Origin of the sequence: Saccharothrix violaceirubra, from assembly GCF_014203755.1 — a bacterium.
GTDB lineage: Bacteria > Actinomycetota > Actinomycetes > Mycobacteriales > Pseudonocardiaceae > Actinosynnema > Actinosynnema violaceirubrum.
This window is the reverse complement of sequence record NZ_JACHJS010000001.1, coordinates 6,207,539-6,222,275: the sequence shown is the minus strand read 5'-3', so window position 1 is coordinate 6,222,275 and position 14,737 is coordinate 6,207,539. Positions and strand designations below refer to the sequence as shown.

Here is a 14,737-nt window from a genome sequence, read left to right as displayed (position 1 = left end):
TCGTCCGGTTAACGAACGCTCCCGCCCGGTAACGACGGAGTAGCATGCTGCTACCAACGTGTCACCCTTTGGTTACGATCGCCGCTCGGGCCGTGACCTTTCGGTTGGGCTCTTCTTATCGTGCTGCAACGGTGTGTCGGTTCGGGGCGCGTTTGGCACATCTCGGTTATGGGTGGAAGTCGACTCAAACAGTCGTTCCAACCCGGTGCTAGGAGGGCACGTGTCGATCAGGAGATCAAAAGTTGTCTCGGCGCTCGCGCTGGTGACGTCCACGGCGCTGTTGCTCAGCGCCTGCGGCGGCGGTGGAGCCGGCGAGGGTGACCAGGGCGGCCAGCAGAACGCGGACCCCGGCAAGATCGGCGGTCAGGACGAGCTGCTGAAGCGGCCCAAGGTCGATGACATCGGCGAGATCGCCATCGCCGTGGAAGAGGGCTTCCACAACTACAACAACTACATCGGCGCGACGAACAACTTCTCCAGCGTCATCGCGCTGTCCAACGTCTCGCCCTCGCCGTTCATCGTCGACCTGTCGTCCGACGGCAAGGTCGTCATCAAGGTCGACGGCGACCTCATGGACTCGATCAAGGTCACCTCCACCTCGCCGCAGGTCATCGAGTGGAAGGTCAACAAGGCCGCCGTCTGGTCCGACGGCCAGCCGATCGACTGCGACGACTTCTACCTGCGTTGGCTCGCCGGCGCGAGCAAGGCCAAGGTCAAGGGCGAGGACGGCAGCGAGGCTTCGCTGTTCGACTCGTCGCCGACCGGCTACGAGGACGTCGAGAAGGTCGAGTGCTCGGACAACGACAAGACGATCACCACGACCTTCAAGAAGGACAAGACCTTCGCCGACTACCGGGGCATGTTCTCCCAGCCCGGTAGCGACGGCATCCTGCCGGCGCACGTGCTCGAGCAGAAGACCGGCGTCTCCGACATCACCAAGGTGACCGTCGACCAGAACGACGAGACGGTCAAGAAGGTCGCCGAGTTCTACACGACCGGCTGGCTGGGCTTCGACGCGGCGGTCGCGCTCTCCGGCGGCCCCTACAAGATCGAGTCGTCGGACACGCAGGACCAGACGGTCCTCGTCCGCAACGACAAGTACTGGGGCAACCCGGGCGGTCCGGCCCGCGTGATCATCAAGACCAACACCGACGCCCAGTCCGCGGCGCAGCAGCTGCAGAACAAGGAGGTCGTGGCGATCGCGCCGCAGGCCGACGGTTCCGTGGCCCAGCAGCTTCGTGGCGACAGCGCGTTCAAGGTCTACGCGGCCGGTGGCCAGACCTTCGAGCACATCGACTTCAACATGGCCCGCCCCCTGTTCAAGCAGAACAAGGAGCTGCGCCTGGCGGTCGCGCAGTGCTTCGACCGCGAGTCGCTGGTCGACAACCTGGTCAAGGACGTCGACCCGAACGCCAAGCCGCTGGGCAGCCTGACCTTCATGCCCAACGAGGTCGGCTACGAGGACCACTACGGTGACGTCGGCAAGGCTGACGTCGCGGCGGCCAAGAAGACCCTCGAAGGCGCCGGCTGGAAGCAGGGCCCCGACGGCATCTACACCAAGGGTGAGTTCAAGGCGTCGTTCAAGCTGGGCCACAAGATCGTCCAGCGTCGTGCCGACACCGTGCGCATCCTGCAGGACAAGTGCAAGCAGGCCGGCATCGAGATCCTCGACGACCAGGCGGCCGACTTCAACGACAAGCGCCTCCCGGCCAGCGAGTTCGACGCTGCGCTGTTCGCGTGGGTCGGCCAGCCGCTGAAGGCCGGCGCGTACGGCAACTACGCCCAGAAGGCCAAGGGCGGCAACGCCAACTACAACAACTACGACTCCGCCGCGATGACGGAGAAGTGGGCGGCGGCCAACGGTCAGCTCGACTACCAGAAGCGCGTCACCGAGATGAACGACGTCGACAAGATCATGCGCGAGGACCTGCACAGCGTTCCGCTGTTCCAGCTCCCCGACTTCGCGGCGTCCTCGGCCGACTACAGCCCGATCTCCTACATCGGCGTCGGTGGCGGCATCACGTGGAACCTCTACGCGTGGCAGAAGAAGAAGTAAGACGGGCTCTGGTTAGCTCGCGGCTTTAACTGACCCATCCGGCCGGGGGGCCGGTGCCACAAGCACCGGCCCCCCGTACGGTGTCCGCGTCCGATAGGTGCTGCCCGCCCGCAGCGGGCACGCCTAGGGAGACTAGAGACCTTGTCATGTTTCGTTACATCATTCGACGACTGCTGATCTCGATCCCGCTGCTGATCGTCGCCTCGTTCCTGTGCTTCGCGCTCACCGCCGCCATGGGCGATCCCCTGGGCGAGTGGAAGCTCCAGAAGCCCCGGACACCGGCCGAGATCGCCCAGGCTTATGAGCGGACCGGCTACAACAAGCCCTTCCTCGAGCGCTACGGGGACTGGGCCGTCAACTTCGCCAAGGGCGACTGGGGCAAGAGCATCGCGCCCGGCCACGCCGGCAAGCCGGTCAAGGAGGACGTGCTCCGGGCCTTCGGCGTCACCCTCCGGTTGATCCTGATCGCCGAGTTCGTCGCCCTCGCGCTCGGCATGGCGGTCGGGGTGATCGGCGCGGTCCGACAGTACTCACTCTTCGACTACGTGGCGACCGGAATATCGTTCACCATGTTCTCGATGCCGCTGTTCTGCGTCGCGCTGATCATCAAGCAGGGCGGCATCTCGCTGAACGACTGGCTCGAATCCATAGGCGCGGACCGCTGGATCACCACGGCCGGACCACCCGGCGACGGGTTCAAGGGCAGTTTCGGCGAGCAGGTGTACCAGTACACCGGCGCCTACCTGCTGCCGACGATCTGCCTCGTGGTCATCCAGTTCGCGCTCTACAGCCGGTTCCAGCGCGCGTCCATGTTGGACACGCTCAACTCCGACTACGTGCGCACGGCGCAGGCCAAGGGCATCTCGCAGGGACGTGCGATCTTCAAGCACGCGTTCCGCAACGCGCTGATCCCGATCGTCACGGTGTCCTCGCTCAACATCGGTCTCCAGTTCAGCGGCGCGGTGATCACCGAGACCGTGTTCGGCTGGTCCGGCATGGGCAAGTTCATCATCGACGCGATCAACGGCCTGGAGCTGTACCAGGTGCTGGGCTTCATGATGGTGACGGCCGTCTTCATCATCGCGTTCAACCTGATCGCGGACATCCTGTACGCCTTCCTTGACCCGAGGATTCGCCTTGACTGAGATCGGTTCCCCCGTGGCGCAGGCGCCCACGCCGGCATCGGCCGAGGCGATCAGCCAGTTCGACTCCACCCAGGCGCGCAAGCAGTGGCAGGTCATCCTGCGCCGCTTCCTGCGGCACCGCGCGGCCGTCGCCGGTGTGATCATCTTCGTGGTGCTCGTGCTGTTCGCCTTCTTCGGCGGCCTGTTCTGGAAGTACAGCTTCAGCGAGCTGAGCCTGGGCCGGTACAAGCCGCCCAGCGGCCAGCACCCGTTCGGCACCGACCGGCTCGGCGGCGACATGGTCGCCCAGACCATCCGGGGCACGCAGTTCTCCTTGCAGATCGCGATGATCGTGGCGTTCCTGTCCACGCTCATCGGCGTCGTGCTCGGCGCGCTCGCCGGCTACCTGCGCGGCTGGGTCGACACGCTGATCAGCCGGTTCATCGACCTGATCCTGGTCATCCCGTCGTTCGTCATCGCGGCCGTGCTGGCGCGCAACAGCTTCGCGGTCGGCGTGAACGGCAGCAACAACAGCAACTGGATCATCGTCGCGCTGTACCTCGGCCTGATCAGCTGGCTGTCCATCGCCCGCGTCATCCGCGGCATGGTGCTGTCGTTGCGCGAGAAGGAGTTCGTCGAGGCGGCCCGTGCGCTGGGCGCCTCGACCGGCCGGATCGTGTTCCGGCACATCCTGCCGAACACGATCGACGTGATCATCGTCAACGCGACGCTCGCGGTGGCGCAGGCGGTCCTGCTGGAAGCCGCGTTGTCGTTCATCGGTCTGGGCGTGCAGACTCCGGACACATCGCTCGGCCTGATGATCAACCAGAACAAGAACGAGTTGCAGCTGCACCCGTGGTTGTTCTTCATCCCGTTCACCCTCATCGTGTTGATCTCGCTGTCGGTGAACTTCATCGGTGACGGCCTCCGGGACGCCTTCGACCCGCGGCAGAAGAGGGTGAAGGCGTGAACGACTTCGACATGACCACCTCGTTCGCGGCGGTCGACATCGGCCGCCACCGGACCGACGAGAAGCTGCTGACGGTCGAGAACCTGTCCGTGGACTTCCCGACCGACGACGGCACCGTGCACGCCGTGCGCGACGTGTCGTTCACGCTCGGCCGCGGCGAGGTCCTCGGCATCGTCGGCGAGTCCGGCTCGGGCAAGTCGGTGTCCTCGATGGCGATCATGGGTCTGCTGCCCAAGACCGCCCGGATCGGCGGCTCGATCAAGTTCAAGGACCGCGAACTCGTGGGCCTGGACTACAAGCGGATGCAGCCGATCCGCGGCAACAGCGTCGCGATGATCTTCCAGGACCCGATGACCTCGCTGAACCCGGTCTACACGGTGGGCTGGCAGCTCTCCGAGGCGTACCGGGCGCACCACGACGTGTCCAAGAAGGCCGCGTGGGCGAAGGCGGTCGAGGCCCTGGAACTCGTCGGCATCCCGCAGCCGGACCGGCGCGCGGCCCAGTACCCGCACGAGTTCTCCGGCGGCATGCGGCAGCGCGTGATGATCGCCATGTCGATCATCAACGACCCGGACGTGGTCATCGCCGACGAGCCGACCACGGCCCTCGACGTGACCGTGCAGGCCCAGATCCTGGACACGCTGCTGCGCATCCGGGACAACACGGGCTCGGGCATCATGATCATCACGCACGACCTCGGCGTGGTCGCGGGCATGGTCGACCGCGTCCAGGTCATGTACGGCGGCACGGTCGTCGAGCAGGGCTCGGTCGACGAGGTCTTCGAGGCCCAGCGCATGCCGTACACGGTCGGCCTGCTCGGCTCGATCCCCAACCCCAACATGCTGGGCAAGCGGCTCACCCCGATCTCGGGTGCGCCGCCCTCGCTGATGAACCTGCCCGCGGGCTGCGCGTTCTCGCCACGCTGCCCGCTGGCCGTCGACGAGTGCCGCACCACCGAGCCCGCGCTGCTGGAGACCGACCGGCGGGGCCACTTCGCCCGCTGCCACCGGTCCGCCCACCTGGCGACGATCCCCAACCCGCAGCGGCTGTTCGCGCACGACGAGATCGGCACGGTCGAGAACCCCGCCGCGCTCACGATGGCCAACCCGGGCTTGCCCGTCGTCGAGGACCTCGCCGACGCGCAGCGCCGGTACGAAGAGGAGAGCCCGACCTCATGAGCACCGTGCAGAACACCCGGGGCGGTGCGCCCCTGCTCCAGGTCCGGAACCTGGTGAAGTCGTTCCCCGTGCGGGGCGGCGGCATCATCCCGCGCACCGTGGGACAGGTGCAGGCGGTCTCCGACATCTCGTTCGACCTCGACCGGGGCGAGACCCTGGGCCTGGTCGGCGAGTCGGGCTGCGGCAAGTCCACCTCCGGCCGGGCGATCCTCCAGCTCCACAAGCCGACCTCGGGCTCGGTCAAGTTCGAGGGCCGGGAGCTGACCAAGATCGGCAGCCGGGCACTGCGCGGCGTCCGCCGGGACATGCAGATCGTGTTCCAGGACCCGTACGCGTCGCTCAACCCGCGCTGGCAGATCAACGAGCTGATCTCCGAGCCGTTCCGCATCCACGGCGTGGAGGGCGGCAACGGCAAGGACGTGCAGCACCGGGTCAACGAGCTGATGGAGCTGGTCGGCCTCAACCCGGAGCACCGCAACCGGTACGCGCACGAGTTCTCCGGCGGTCAGCGCCAGCGCATCGGCATCGCCCGCGCGCTCGCGCTCAACCCGAAGCTCATCGTGCTCGACGAGCCGGTGTCCGCGCTGGACGTGTCCGTCCAGGCGGGCGTGGTGAACCTGCTGGAGGAACTCCAGGAGCGGCTGGGCCTGGCGTACCTGTTCGTGGCGCACGACCTGTCCGTGGTCCGGCACATCTCGGACCGGGTGGCGGTGATGTACCTGGGCAAGATCGTCGAGATCGGCGCCCGCGAGGACATCTACAACCGGCCGATGCACCCGTACACGCAGGCCCTGCTGTCCGCGGTGCCGGTGCCCGACCCCAAGCTGGAGCGCCGTCGCCAGCGGATCGTGCTCACCGGTGACGTGCCGTCGCCGGTGAACCCGCCGTCGGGCTGCCGGTTCCGCACCCGTTGCTGGAAGGTGCAGGACATCTGCCGGGTCGAGGAGCCCAAGCTCGAACGCCGCGGCGACGGCTCGGGCACGGCTTCGGCGTGCCACTTCGCCGAGGTCCGCCCGATGCTCGTCGGCTGACCGACGTCGGTCGGGGCCACCGGTCCACGGTGGTCCCGACCGGGTCTCTACGCTGATCCGGTGACGCTCACCGCACCACCCCGGTTGCTGCTGGTACACGCGCATCCGGACGACGAAAGCCTGTGGACCGGCGGCACGATCGCCCACTACGCGGCCACCGGGGTCCACGTCACCGTCGTCACGTGCACGCTGGGCGAGGAAGGCGAGATCATCCCGCCCGCGCTGCGCGAACTCGCCGCCGACGCCGCCGACCAGCTCGGCGGGTACCGGGTCGCCGAACTGCGCTCGGCCTGCGCCGCGCTCGGCGTGACCGACCACCGCTTCCTCGGCGGCATCGGCCGCTGGCGCGACTCGGGCATGGCCGGCGTCGCCGCCAACGACCACCCCCGCGCGTTCGCGCGCGGCTCGTTCGACGCCCAGGTCGAGGCGTTGTCCGAGGTCATCGCCTCGGTGAAGCCCCAGGTCGTGGTCACCTACGACGCGTTCGGCGGCTACGGCCACCCCGACCACGTCCGGGCGCACGAGATCACCACGGCCGCCGCGTCCAACGACGTCGACCGGGTGTTCCACACGGTCACCGCGCGCGGCGCGCTGGACGAGGGCGTCCGGGGCCTGGCCGAGCTGCCCGAGCTGCCGTGGCGGCTGCCCGAGCCGGGCGAGCTGCCCGCCGTCCCCGACGACACGATCACCACCACGATCGACATCTCGGACCAGGTCGTGGCCAAGCTGCGGGCGTTGCGCGCGCACTCGACGCAGGTCGGCGTGTGGCAGGACGGCACGGACGCGGCGTACTCGCTGTCCAACTCGATCGCCCAGCCCGTCCTGCGCGCCGAGCACTACGTGCTGGCCAGGGGTCGTGCCGAGGGCGCGGAGACCGACCTGTTCGGGGGCCTGGATTGAGCCTGCGCGACCGGTTCGCCCTGGCGGTCGTGCACGTGCAGGCCGTCGTCCTCGCCACGCTGGAGCTGTTCTTCCTCCCGTTGCGGCTGGACGGCACGCTGCTGCCCGAGTTCCACGACTGGCCGTTCCCGGTGGTGATCCTGCTCGCGGCCGGCACGACGCCGTTCCTGGTCACGATGGCGGCCCGGTACGCCACCACCACCCTGGGCGCGCTGTCCCCGCTGCTGGTGTGGCTCGGCACGCTGATCGTGCTGGGCCTGTTCGGGCCGGGCGGCGACGTGCTGCTGCTCGGCGACCTGCGCACCCTGCTGCTGTTCGGCGCCGGCGCGCTGCCCGCCGCGATCTCGGTCGGCGCCTTCATGGGCCGCCAGGTCCGCGAGCGCTGACGTGCCGGCGATCACCGATCGCGACGTCGTCCGCGCCCTGCGGCCCTTCGTCCGCGCCACCGGGCCGCTGCTCGACACCCTGCGCGACGTGGACCTGCTCGGCCTGCGCGACCGCACGGTGGAGGAAGGGGCCGACCGCACGCGGCTGGAGCGGGTCTGGGACCGGCTGGCGCGGGTGACCGTGCCCGGCACGCGGGCGTGGGCCGAGGCCGACGTGACCGCCCGCGACGACTTCTGGCTCGACCGCGTGGGGCACGTCGTCTCGTTGATCGCGGCGCTGCCCGGCATCGGCGGCGCGCTCGCCGACCGGCTGCCCCTCCAGTCGACCCTCGGCACGGCCGGCCAGGGACTGCTGCTGTCGGCGCTGGCCGGCGAGCACGGGTTCACGTCCACCGAGGACCGGGTCCGGCTGCTCGCGCACGTGCTGTTCCACCGCGACGTCGACCCCACGCCGGTCGAGGCGGACGAGGACCGGCGGACCGAGGACCTCACCGCCGACCTGAAGGGCCGGTCCACGATCAAGGGCATCGGCCGCACGCTGTGGAAGCTCGCCCGCGTCCTGTGGGCGTTGGAGGGCGAGCTGGACAAGCGACCGCGGGGCCGCTTCTACCACCAGGCACTCGGGATGCTGCCCGTGGTCGGGGTGGTCGGCGACTACTTCGGCGAGCGGTCGGCCCTCAAGCGCGTCCGGTCGGCCGCCTACGCGTGGTTCGCCGCGGAGTCCGCCACCCAGTAGCGATAGCGGTGGTGCTCGGTGAACCCCAGCGCCGCGTAGAGGCCGAGGGCCGCCGTGTTGCCGGTGGCCACCTGCAAAGCGCACCGGGTCGCGCCCCGCTCGCAACCCCAGACGCCGAGCGCGCCCATGAGCGAGCGGGCCAGACCGCCGCGGCGGGCCTCGGGGCGTACCGCCAGGCGTGCCACGTGGAGGAGGTCGCCGACCACCGCCGCACGTGCCGCCGCCACGACGGTGTCGTCGCGCCGGACGACGCCGAAGCCGACCTCGCACGCCCGGTGGGAGGCGGGCCCGCGGCCGGTGCCGGGCGGACGGTCGGGAGTCGCTTTGTGGTCCGCGGTCCGCCCACCGCCGAGCACGAACCGTTGCGCCGCCGTGGGTTCCGCGTCGGCGGTCAACGCCCACCACGCCGTCGGCGGATGCGGGTACACCGCCGCGTTCGGGGTCTTCGGGGTGGCGAAGGTGCGTGGCGACGCCGTCAGCACCGCCGACTCGGCCCCGCCGGGGTGATCCTCGTCGACGCGCCACCCCGCCCCGGCGATCGCCGCCTCGTGCGCCGACCCGACCACCACGTGCGCGGCCGGCCGGATGCCGTGTGCGGTCGCGAACGCGATGACCTCGGCGAGCGCCTCGTCCACCGGCCGGCCCGGGTCGCCCAGCGTCAACGCGCTGTTGGCCCGGCCGGTGAAGCCGTCCGCCGCGCGCAACCGCCACGAACCCAGCCGCAGCTCCACCGGCGCGGGCCACGCGTCGGCGCAGAGTTCCTCCATTTCGGTGAATTCGTCCATGCCGGGATCGTCGCCCGGGACGCCGTCCGGAGCCCCTGTGACGTGCCGCACGCAGCAGATAAGGCGAACCTGGGCGTTGGACAATCGAGCCGGCCGCGTACTCTCCGGCTTGCGCGGTGTGGACCATGACCAGAGCAGGAGAGCGCAGTGACCTATGTGATCGCCCAGCCGTGCGTGGACGTACTCGACAAGGCGTGCATCGAAGAGTGCCCCGTCGACTGCATCTACGAAGGCGACCGGATGCTCTACATCCACCCCGACGAGTGCGTCGACTGCGGTGCCTGTGAGCCGGTGTGCCCGGTTGAGGCCATCTACTACGAGGACGACGTGCCGGACGAGTGGAAGGAGTACACGAAGGCGAACGTGGACTTCTTCGACGACCTCGGCTCCCCGGGCGGCGCGTCCAAGGTGGGCAAGGTGTCGGCCGACCCCGCCTTCGTCAAGGCGCTCCCCCCGCAGGCGTCGCACGAGTGACGTCGCGGACCCTCCCGGATTTCCCCTGGGACAGCCTGACCGACCACGCCGCCACGGCGCGCGCGCACCCCGGTGGCGTGGTCGACCTCTCCGTCGGCACACCCGTCGACCCGGTCCCGGAGATCGTCCAGCGGGCTTTGGCGAGCGTCGCTGAGGTGCCCGGCTACCCGACCGTGCACGGCACCCCCGCACTCCGGGACGCCGTGGTCGCCGCGCTGACCAGGCGGTTCGGGACCCCGGACTGCGACCCGGCGGCCGTGATGCCCACGATCGGCTCCAAGGAACTCGTCGCGTGGCTGCCGACGTTGCTCGGCATCGGGCCGGGCGACGTGGTGGCGATCCCGGCGTTGGCGTACCCGACCTACGAGGTCGGCGCGACGCTCGCGGGCGCGACGACCGTGCGACTGGAGGACGGCGAAGCGCCGCCGCCGGGCACGCGTCTGGTGTGGCTGAACTCGCCGTCCAACCCCACCGGCCGGGTGCTCGACGCCGACGCGCTGGCCAAGGCCGTCGCGGCGGCCCGTGCGGTCGGTGCCGTGGTGGCCTCGGACGAGTGCTACCTGGCGCTGCCGTGGACGGGCGAGCCCGCGTCCGTGCTGCGCGACGACGTGAGCGGCGGCGACCTGACGGGTCTGCTGGCCGTGCACTCGCTGAGCAAGTCCTCCAGCCTGGCCGGCTACCGGGCCGCGTTCGTCGCGGGCGACGGCCGGATCGTCGGGGACCTGGTGCAGACCCGCAAGCACGCGGGCATGATCGTGCCCCGGCCGGTGCAGGCGGCGATGATCGCGGCACTGGACGACGACGAGCACGTGGCCGTGCAGCGGGAGCGCTACCGCGCCCGGCGGGACGTGCTGCTGCCCGCGCTGACCGGTGCCGGTTTCCGGGTCGACCACTCCGAGGCCGGGCTCTACCTGTGGGCGACCCGGGGCGAGGACGCGTGGGACACCGTGGCGTGGCTGGCGGCCCGGGGCATCCTGGCCGCGCCGGGCACGTTCTACGGGCCGACCGGTGGCCGGCACGTGCGGATCGCGTTGACCGCGACCGACGAGCGGATCGCGGCGGCGGTCGAGCGGCTGGCGGGCTGAGAACGGTCGCGTCAGGCCGACATCGCGGGGGTCCGAGCGTGTGGTCCGGGTGCCTGAGTGCGCATTTCAGAGTGTCCGAGTGCGTATTTCAGGGTGCCTGAGTGGAGGACTCGCGGGACCGGCGGCCTGGGTGGCCGCCGGTCCTCGTCCGTCAGTCGTTCGCGTGCAGGGCGGCGTTCAGCTCGATGCCTGTGCCCTGGCGCGGGCGCACCCGGACCACGCCGGTGGTCGAGTCGCGGAAGAACAGCAGGTTCGACACGCCCGAGAGCTGCGCGCCCTTCACCACGTCGCCGTCCGGCGTCGTGATCTTGGTGCCGGCGGTGACGTAGAGGCCCGCCTCGACCACGGTGTCGTCGCCGAGCGAGATGCCGACGCCGCCGTTCGCGCCGATCAGGGCGCGCTCGCCGATGCTGATCACCTGCTTGCCGCCGCCGGACAGCGTGCCCATGATCGACGCGCCGCCGCCGACGTCCGAGCCGTCGCCCACCACGACGCCCGCCGAGATCCGGCCCTCGACCATGGACGAGCCGAGTGTGCCCGCGTTGAAGTTCACGAACCCCTCGTGCATCACGGTCGTGCCGGACGCCAGGTGCGCACCCAGCCGGACCCGGTCGGCGTCTGCGACGCGCACGCCGGTCGGCACCACGTAGTCGACCATGCGCGGGAACTTGTCGATGCCGTACACGGTCACCGCACCGCGTGACCGCAGCCGCAGCCGGGTCCGCTCGAACCCGTCCACCGCGCACGGGCCGTGGTTGGTCCACACGACGTTGGCGAGCAGGCCGAAGACGCCGTCGAGGTTCTGGCCGTGCGGGCGCACCAGGCGGTGCGAGAGCAGGTGCAGGCGCAGGTACACGTCGTAGGTGTCGGCGGGCGCGGTCGACAGGTCGGCGATCCCGACCCGGACACCGACGACCTCGACGTCGCGCTCGGCGTCGACGCCGAGCAGCTTGGCGGCGTCCTCGCCGAGTTCCGCGGCGATCTCGGCGGCGGACAGCCGGACCGTGCCCGCGTCGGTCGCACCCAGCGCCGGAGCCGGGAACCAGGTGTCGAGCACGGTGCCCGACGGGGTGACAGTGGCGAGGCCGACGCCGTACGCGCCGGAGGTGTTTTCGGTGCTCACGGACACCAACGGTAACGTGCGGCCCATGGCCGACACCCTGGACCTCGCCGCCGATCCCGTCGAGCTGACCATCGCGCTCGTGGACACGCCCAGCGTCTCCGGCGACGAGAAGCACATCGCGGACCTGGTCGAGCGGGCGTTGCGCGAGCAGACCGGGCTGGAGGTCGTGCGAACCGGCAACGTGGTGTTGGCGCGGACGAACCTGGGCCTGCCGTCACGGGTCGTGCTCGCGGGCCACCTGGACACCGTGCCGATCAACGACAACCTGCCGTCCCGGCTGGCGGACGGCATCCTGCACGGCTGCGGCAGCGTCGACATGAAGGGCGGTGACGCGGTCATGCTCAACGTGGCCGCCACCGTCACCGCGCCCCGGCACGACCTGACGTTCGTCTTCTACGACTGCGAGGAGATCGAGGCGTCGCGCAACGGCCTGGGCCGCGTCGAGCGCGAGCTGCCCGAGTGGCTGCGCGGCGACCTGGCGATCGTGTGCGAGGCGTCGCAGGGCGTGATCGAGGCCGGCTGCCAGGGCACGATCCGGGTCGAGGTGCGGGCCGTCGGCGAACGGGCGCACACCGCGCGCGGGTGGATGGGCCGCAACGCCATCCACGCGTTGGGCGACGCGCTGGCCACGTTGGGCGCGTACGAGTCGAGGATCGTGGAGATCGACGGCTGCACGTACCGCGAGGGCCTCCAGGCCGTGAAGATCACCGGCGGGGTCGCGGGCAACGTCGTGCCGGACGAGGCCGTGCTGACCGTCAACCACCGGTTCGCGCCGGACAAGTCGGGCGCGGACGCCGAGAAGTACCTGCGCGAGCTGTTCGCCGGGTACGAGGTGACCGTCACGGACCTGTCGCCCGGCGCGCTGCCCGGCCTGTCCGCACCGGCAGCCCGGGAGCTGGTCGCGGCCTCGGGTGCCGCGCCCGTCGCCAAGCTGGGGTGGACCGACGTGGCCCGGTTCGCCGCGCTCGGGCTGCCGGCCGTGAACTTCGGTCCGGGCGACCCCTCGCTCGCGCACACGAAGCAGGAACACGTGCCGGTCGAGCAGATCCGCCACTGCCGCGACGTGTTGGCGCGCTTTCTCGGCGGCGAATAGGACCGTTCCGCGCCTAGAATCCCGGCAATGAGCGACAACGGTGTTGACGAGCACCCCAAAGAAAAGCAGCGTGGTCCCGTGGTCCTGCGCCGGCAGCGCCGGGAGGAACTGACCACCACCGACCAGCGCCTGCTGGATTCACGCGGGCCGAGCGACTGGGTGCACACCGACCCGTGGCGGGTCCTGCGCATCCAGGCCGAGTTCGTCGAGGGTTTCGGGGCGTTGGCCGAGGTCCCGAGCGCGGTGACGGTGTTCGGGTCGGCCCGGACGCAGCGCGACCACCCCGAGTACGAGCTGGGCCGCGGGCTCGGCGGCGCGCTGGCCGCCGCCGGGTACGCGGTGATCACCGGCGGTGGTCCCGGCGCGATGGAGGCGGTCAACAGGGGGTGTTCGGAGGCCGGTGGATTCTCCGTCGGACTCGGTATCGAATTGCCCTTCGAACAGGGGCTCAACCCGTGGGTCGACCTGGGCGTCAACTTCCGCTATTTCTTCGTGCGCAAGACCATGTTCATCAAGTACTCCCAGGCGTTCATCTGCCTGCCCGGCGGGTTCGGCACGCTCGACGAGTTGTTCGAGGCGCTCACCCTGGTGCAGACCAAGAAGGTGACGAAGTTCCCGGTCGTGCTGTTCGGCCGCTCCTACTGGCAGGGGCTGTACGACTGGGTGAAGAACTCGGCGTTGGCCAGCGGCAAGGTCGGCGAGAAGGACCTGGCGCTGCTGCACCTGACCGACGACATCGACGACGCGGTGCGCGTGGTGGACGAGTCGCACAAGGCGTGGGGTGACGCGCACTGATGAGCCGGACGGTCACCGTCTACTGCGGGTCCCGCACCGGCGTGCCGCGGTCGTACCTGGACCTGGCCACGAGGGTCGGCGCGGAGATCGCCGCACGGGGTTGGTCGCTGGCCTGGGGTGGCGGGCGGACCTCGATGATGGGGTGCGTGGCCCAGGCCGCCCGGGACGGGGGCGCCCGGACCGTCGGGGTGATCCCGCGGTCCCTGGTCGACCGGGAGTGGGCCGACAGGGAGGCCGACGACCTGCTGCTCGTGGACACGATGCGGGACCGCAAGGCCCTGATGGAGGCGCACGGGGACGCGTTCCTGGCCCTGCCCGGCGGCATCGGGACGTGCGAGGAGCTGTTCGAGATCTGGACCGGCCGAGTGCTGGACATGCACGACAAACCGGTGGTCCTGCTCGACGTCGACGGGCACTACCGGGGACTGCTGGACTGGTTGGACGAGTTGCGCTCGCGCGGGTTCGTGTCCGGGTACGCGCTGGACCGGCTGGTCGTGACCGACGACGTCACCACCGCGCTGGACGCCTGCGCCTGAAGGGAGGTGGGCGCCGCGCGGGCGCCCACTCCGTCACCCGAACCGCAGGTCGAGCGTGATCCGGCCGTGGTCCAGGCGGACGCTCCCGGTCAGCCCGGCCAGTCCGTCGGTACCCGAGCCGGGCACGACGTGGCCGAACTGGACGGGCCCGGCGGGCGACATGGTCGCGCCGTGCTGGAACACGACCGTCCCGGTGCGCCCGTCGAACGTGCCGGTGAACCGCTCGGTGCCCACGTACCCGGCGCCCGCATCGCCGGCCTGGCACGTGGTCAGCTCGCCGGTGCTGGTGCCCGCCAGCACCCCGGTGTAGGTCTTGCCGACGCCGACCCGCCCGATCGGCGGCTCGGTCGCGTCGAGCACGGTCTCTTCCCAGCGCGTGATGTCGAATTCGGCTTCCACGCCCGCATCCTCACACCCGTACCTGACAGCCGCGGTCAGGATCACGCACCGTGGCACGATGGCCCG

The 14,737-nt window shown here is 70.2% G+C and carries 16 protein-coding genes; 13 read left to right on the top strand and 3 right to left on the bottom strand.

Annotated elements, in window-relative coordinates:
• The first annotated feature begins 220 nt into the window (after positions 1-220).
• From F4559_RS28645 to F4559_RS28610, 8 genes are all read left to right on the top strand, one after another.
• The gene (locus F4559_RS28645) at positions 221-2,056 is read left to right on the top strand and encodes an ABC transporter family substrate-binding protein (protein ID WP_312865868.1); all 1,836 of its coding nucleotides are present in this window, start codon (positions 221-223) and stop codon (positions 2,054-2,056) included.
• A gap of 146 nt (positions 2,057-2,202) precedes the next feature.
• Positions 2,203-3,201, top strand: a complete 999-nt coding sequence (locus tag F4559_RS28640; RefSeq protein ID WP_184673964.1) for an ABC transporter permease — start codon at positions 2,203-2,205, stop codon at positions 3,199-3,201.
• Positions 3,194-4,150, top strand: a complete 957-nt coding sequence (locus tag F4559_RS28635; RefSeq protein WP_184673962.1) for an ABC transporter permease — start codon at positions 3,194-3,196, stop codon at positions 4,148-4,150. Before F4559_RS28640 ends, F4559_RS28635 begins: the two co-directional genes overlap by 8 nt.
• An 11-nt stretch (positions 4,151-4,161) precedes the next feature.
• On the top strand, positions 4,162-5,328 hold the full coding sequence (locus F4559_RS28630; protein ID WP_184676318.1) for an ABC transporter ATP-binding protein: 1,167 nt from the start codon (positions 4,162-4,164) through the stop codon (positions 5,326-5,328).
• Entirely contained in the window at positions 5,325-6,359 is a 1,035-nt protein-coding gene (locus F4559_RS28625; RefSeq protein ID WP_184673960.1) for an ABC transporter ATP-binding protein, read from the top strand. Before F4559_RS28630 ends, F4559_RS28625 begins: the two co-directional genes overlap by 4 nt.
• A gap of 60 nt (positions 6,360-6,419) precedes the next feature.
• Positions 6,420-7,259 (top strand): N-acetyl-1-D-myo-inositol-2-amino-2-deoxy-alpha-D-glucopyranoside deacetylase, encoded by an 840-nt coding sequence (gene mshB, locus F4559_RS28620; protein WP_184673958.1) that lies wholly within the window; start codon positions 6,420-6,422, stop codon positions 7,257-7,259.
• Positions 7,256-7,645: a hypothetical protein gene (locus F4559_RS28615; RefSeq protein WP_312865867.1), complete on the top strand. Its 390-nt coding sequence runs from the start codon at positions 7,256-7,258 to the stop codon at positions 7,643-7,645. Before mshB ends, F4559_RS28615 begins: the two co-directional genes overlap by 4 nt.
• A gap of 1 nt (position 7,646) precedes the next feature.
• Positions 7,647-8,381 (top strand): hypothetical protein, encoded by a 735-nt coding sequence (locus F4559_RS28610; RefSeq protein WP_184673956.1) that lies wholly within the window; start codon positions 7,647-7,649, stop codon positions 8,379-8,381.
• Here F4559_RS28610 and F4559_RS28605 read toward each other — a convergent pair.
• Positions 8,345-9,166, bottom strand: coding sequence for a GNAT family N-acetyltransferase (locus F4559_RS28605; protein WP_184673954.1), 822 nt, complete (start codon positions 9,164-9,166; stop codon positions 8,345-8,347). The two genes, F4559_RS28610 and F4559_RS28605, sit on opposite strands and share 37 nt — an antisense overlap.
• 147 nt (positions 9,167-9,313) lie before the next feature.
• Between F4559_RS28605 and fdxA the strand changes: the two genes are divergently transcribed.
• Complete coding sequence (gene fdxA / locus F4559_RS28600; protein WP_184673952.1) at positions 9,314-9,640, top strand: ferredoxin; 327 nt, start codon at positions 9,314-9,316, stop codon at positions 9,638-9,640.
• Positions 9,637-10,725 (top strand): succinyldiaminopimelate transaminase, encoded by a 1,089-nt coding sequence (gene dapC, locus F4559_RS28595; RefSeq protein ID WP_184673950.1) that lies wholly within the window; start codon positions 9,637-9,639, stop codon positions 10,723-10,725. Before fdxA ends, dapC begins: the two co-directional genes overlap by 4 nt.
• Positions 10,726-10,876: 151 nt before the next feature.
• On the opposite strand, the gene dapD is transcribed toward dapC, so the two are convergent.
• Positions 10,877-11,875, bottom strand: coding sequence for a 2,3,4,5-tetrahydropyridine-2,6-dicarboxylate N-succinyltransferase (dapD, locus tag F4559_RS28590; protein WP_184673949.1), 999 nt, complete (start codon positions 11,873-11,875; stop codon positions 10,877-10,879).
• On the opposite strand from dapD, the gene dapE reads away from it, so the two are divergent.
• The 3 genes from dapE to F4559_RS28575 are packed head-to-tail and all read left to right on the top strand — an operon-like array spanning position 11,874 to position 14,272.
• Positions 11,874-12,941: a succinyl-diaminopimelate desuccinylase gene (dapE, locus tag F4559_RS28585; RefSeq protein WP_184673947.1), complete on the top strand. Its 1,068-nt coding sequence runs from the start codon at positions 11,874-11,876 to the stop codon at positions 12,939-12,941. The two genes, dapD and dapE, sit on opposite strands and share 2 nt — an antisense overlap.
• A gap of 27 nt (positions 12,942-12,968) precedes the next feature.
• Complete coding sequence (locus F4559_RS28580; protein WP_184673945.1) at positions 12,969-13,736, top strand: LOG family protein; 768 nt, start codon at positions 12,969-12,971, stop codon at positions 13,734-13,736.
• Positions 13,736-14,272 (top strand): LOG family protein, encoded by a 537-nt coding sequence (locus F4559_RS28575; RefSeq protein ID WP_184673944.1) that lies wholly within the window; start codon positions 13,736-13,738, stop codon positions 14,270-14,272. The genes F4559_RS28580 and F4559_RS28575 overlap by 1 nt, the downstream gene beginning before the upstream one ends.
• A 33-nt stretch (positions 14,273-14,305) precedes the next feature.
• On the opposite strand, the gene F4559_RS28570 is transcribed toward F4559_RS28575, so the two are convergent.
• A complete protein-coding gene (locus F4559_RS28570; protein ID WP_184673943.1) occupies positions 14,306-14,671 on the bottom strand; it encodes a DUF3224 domain-containing protein in 366 nt (121 codons plus the stop codon).
• Positions 14,672-14,737 lie beyond the last annotated feature (66 nt).

Coding starts and splice junctions, on each gene's coding strand:
- F4559_RS28640 (WP_184673964.1), top strand. CDS start 2,203: ATGTTTCGTTACATCATTCGACGACTGCTGATCTCGATCCCGCTGCTG.
- F4559_RS28630 (WP_184676318.1), top strand. CDS start 4,162: ATGACCACCTCGTTCGCGGCGGTCGACATCGGCCGCCACCGGACCGAC.
- F4559_RS28625 (WP_184673960.1), top strand. CDS start 5,325: ATGAGCACCGTGCAGAACACCCGGGGCGGTGCGCCCCTGCTCCAGGTC.
- F4559_RS28605 (WP_184673954.1), bottom strand. CDS start 9,166: ATGGACGAATTCACCGAAATGGAGGAACTCTGCGCCGACGCGTGGCCC.
- dapE (WP_184673947.1), top strand. CDS start 11,874: ATGGCCGACACCCTGGACCTCGCCGCCGATCCCGTCGAGCTGACCATC.
- dapD (WP_184673949.1), bottom strand. CDS start 11,875: ATGGGCCGCACGTTACCGTTGGTGTCCGTGAGCACCGAAAACACCTCC.
- F4559_RS28580 (WP_184673945.1), top strand. CDS start 12,969: ATGAGCGACAACGGTGTTGACGAGCACCCCAAAGAAAAGCAGCGTGGT.
- F4559_RS28575 (WP_184673944.1), top strand. CDS start 13,736: ATGAGCCGGACGGTCACCGTCTACTGCGGGTCCCGCACCGGCGTGCCG.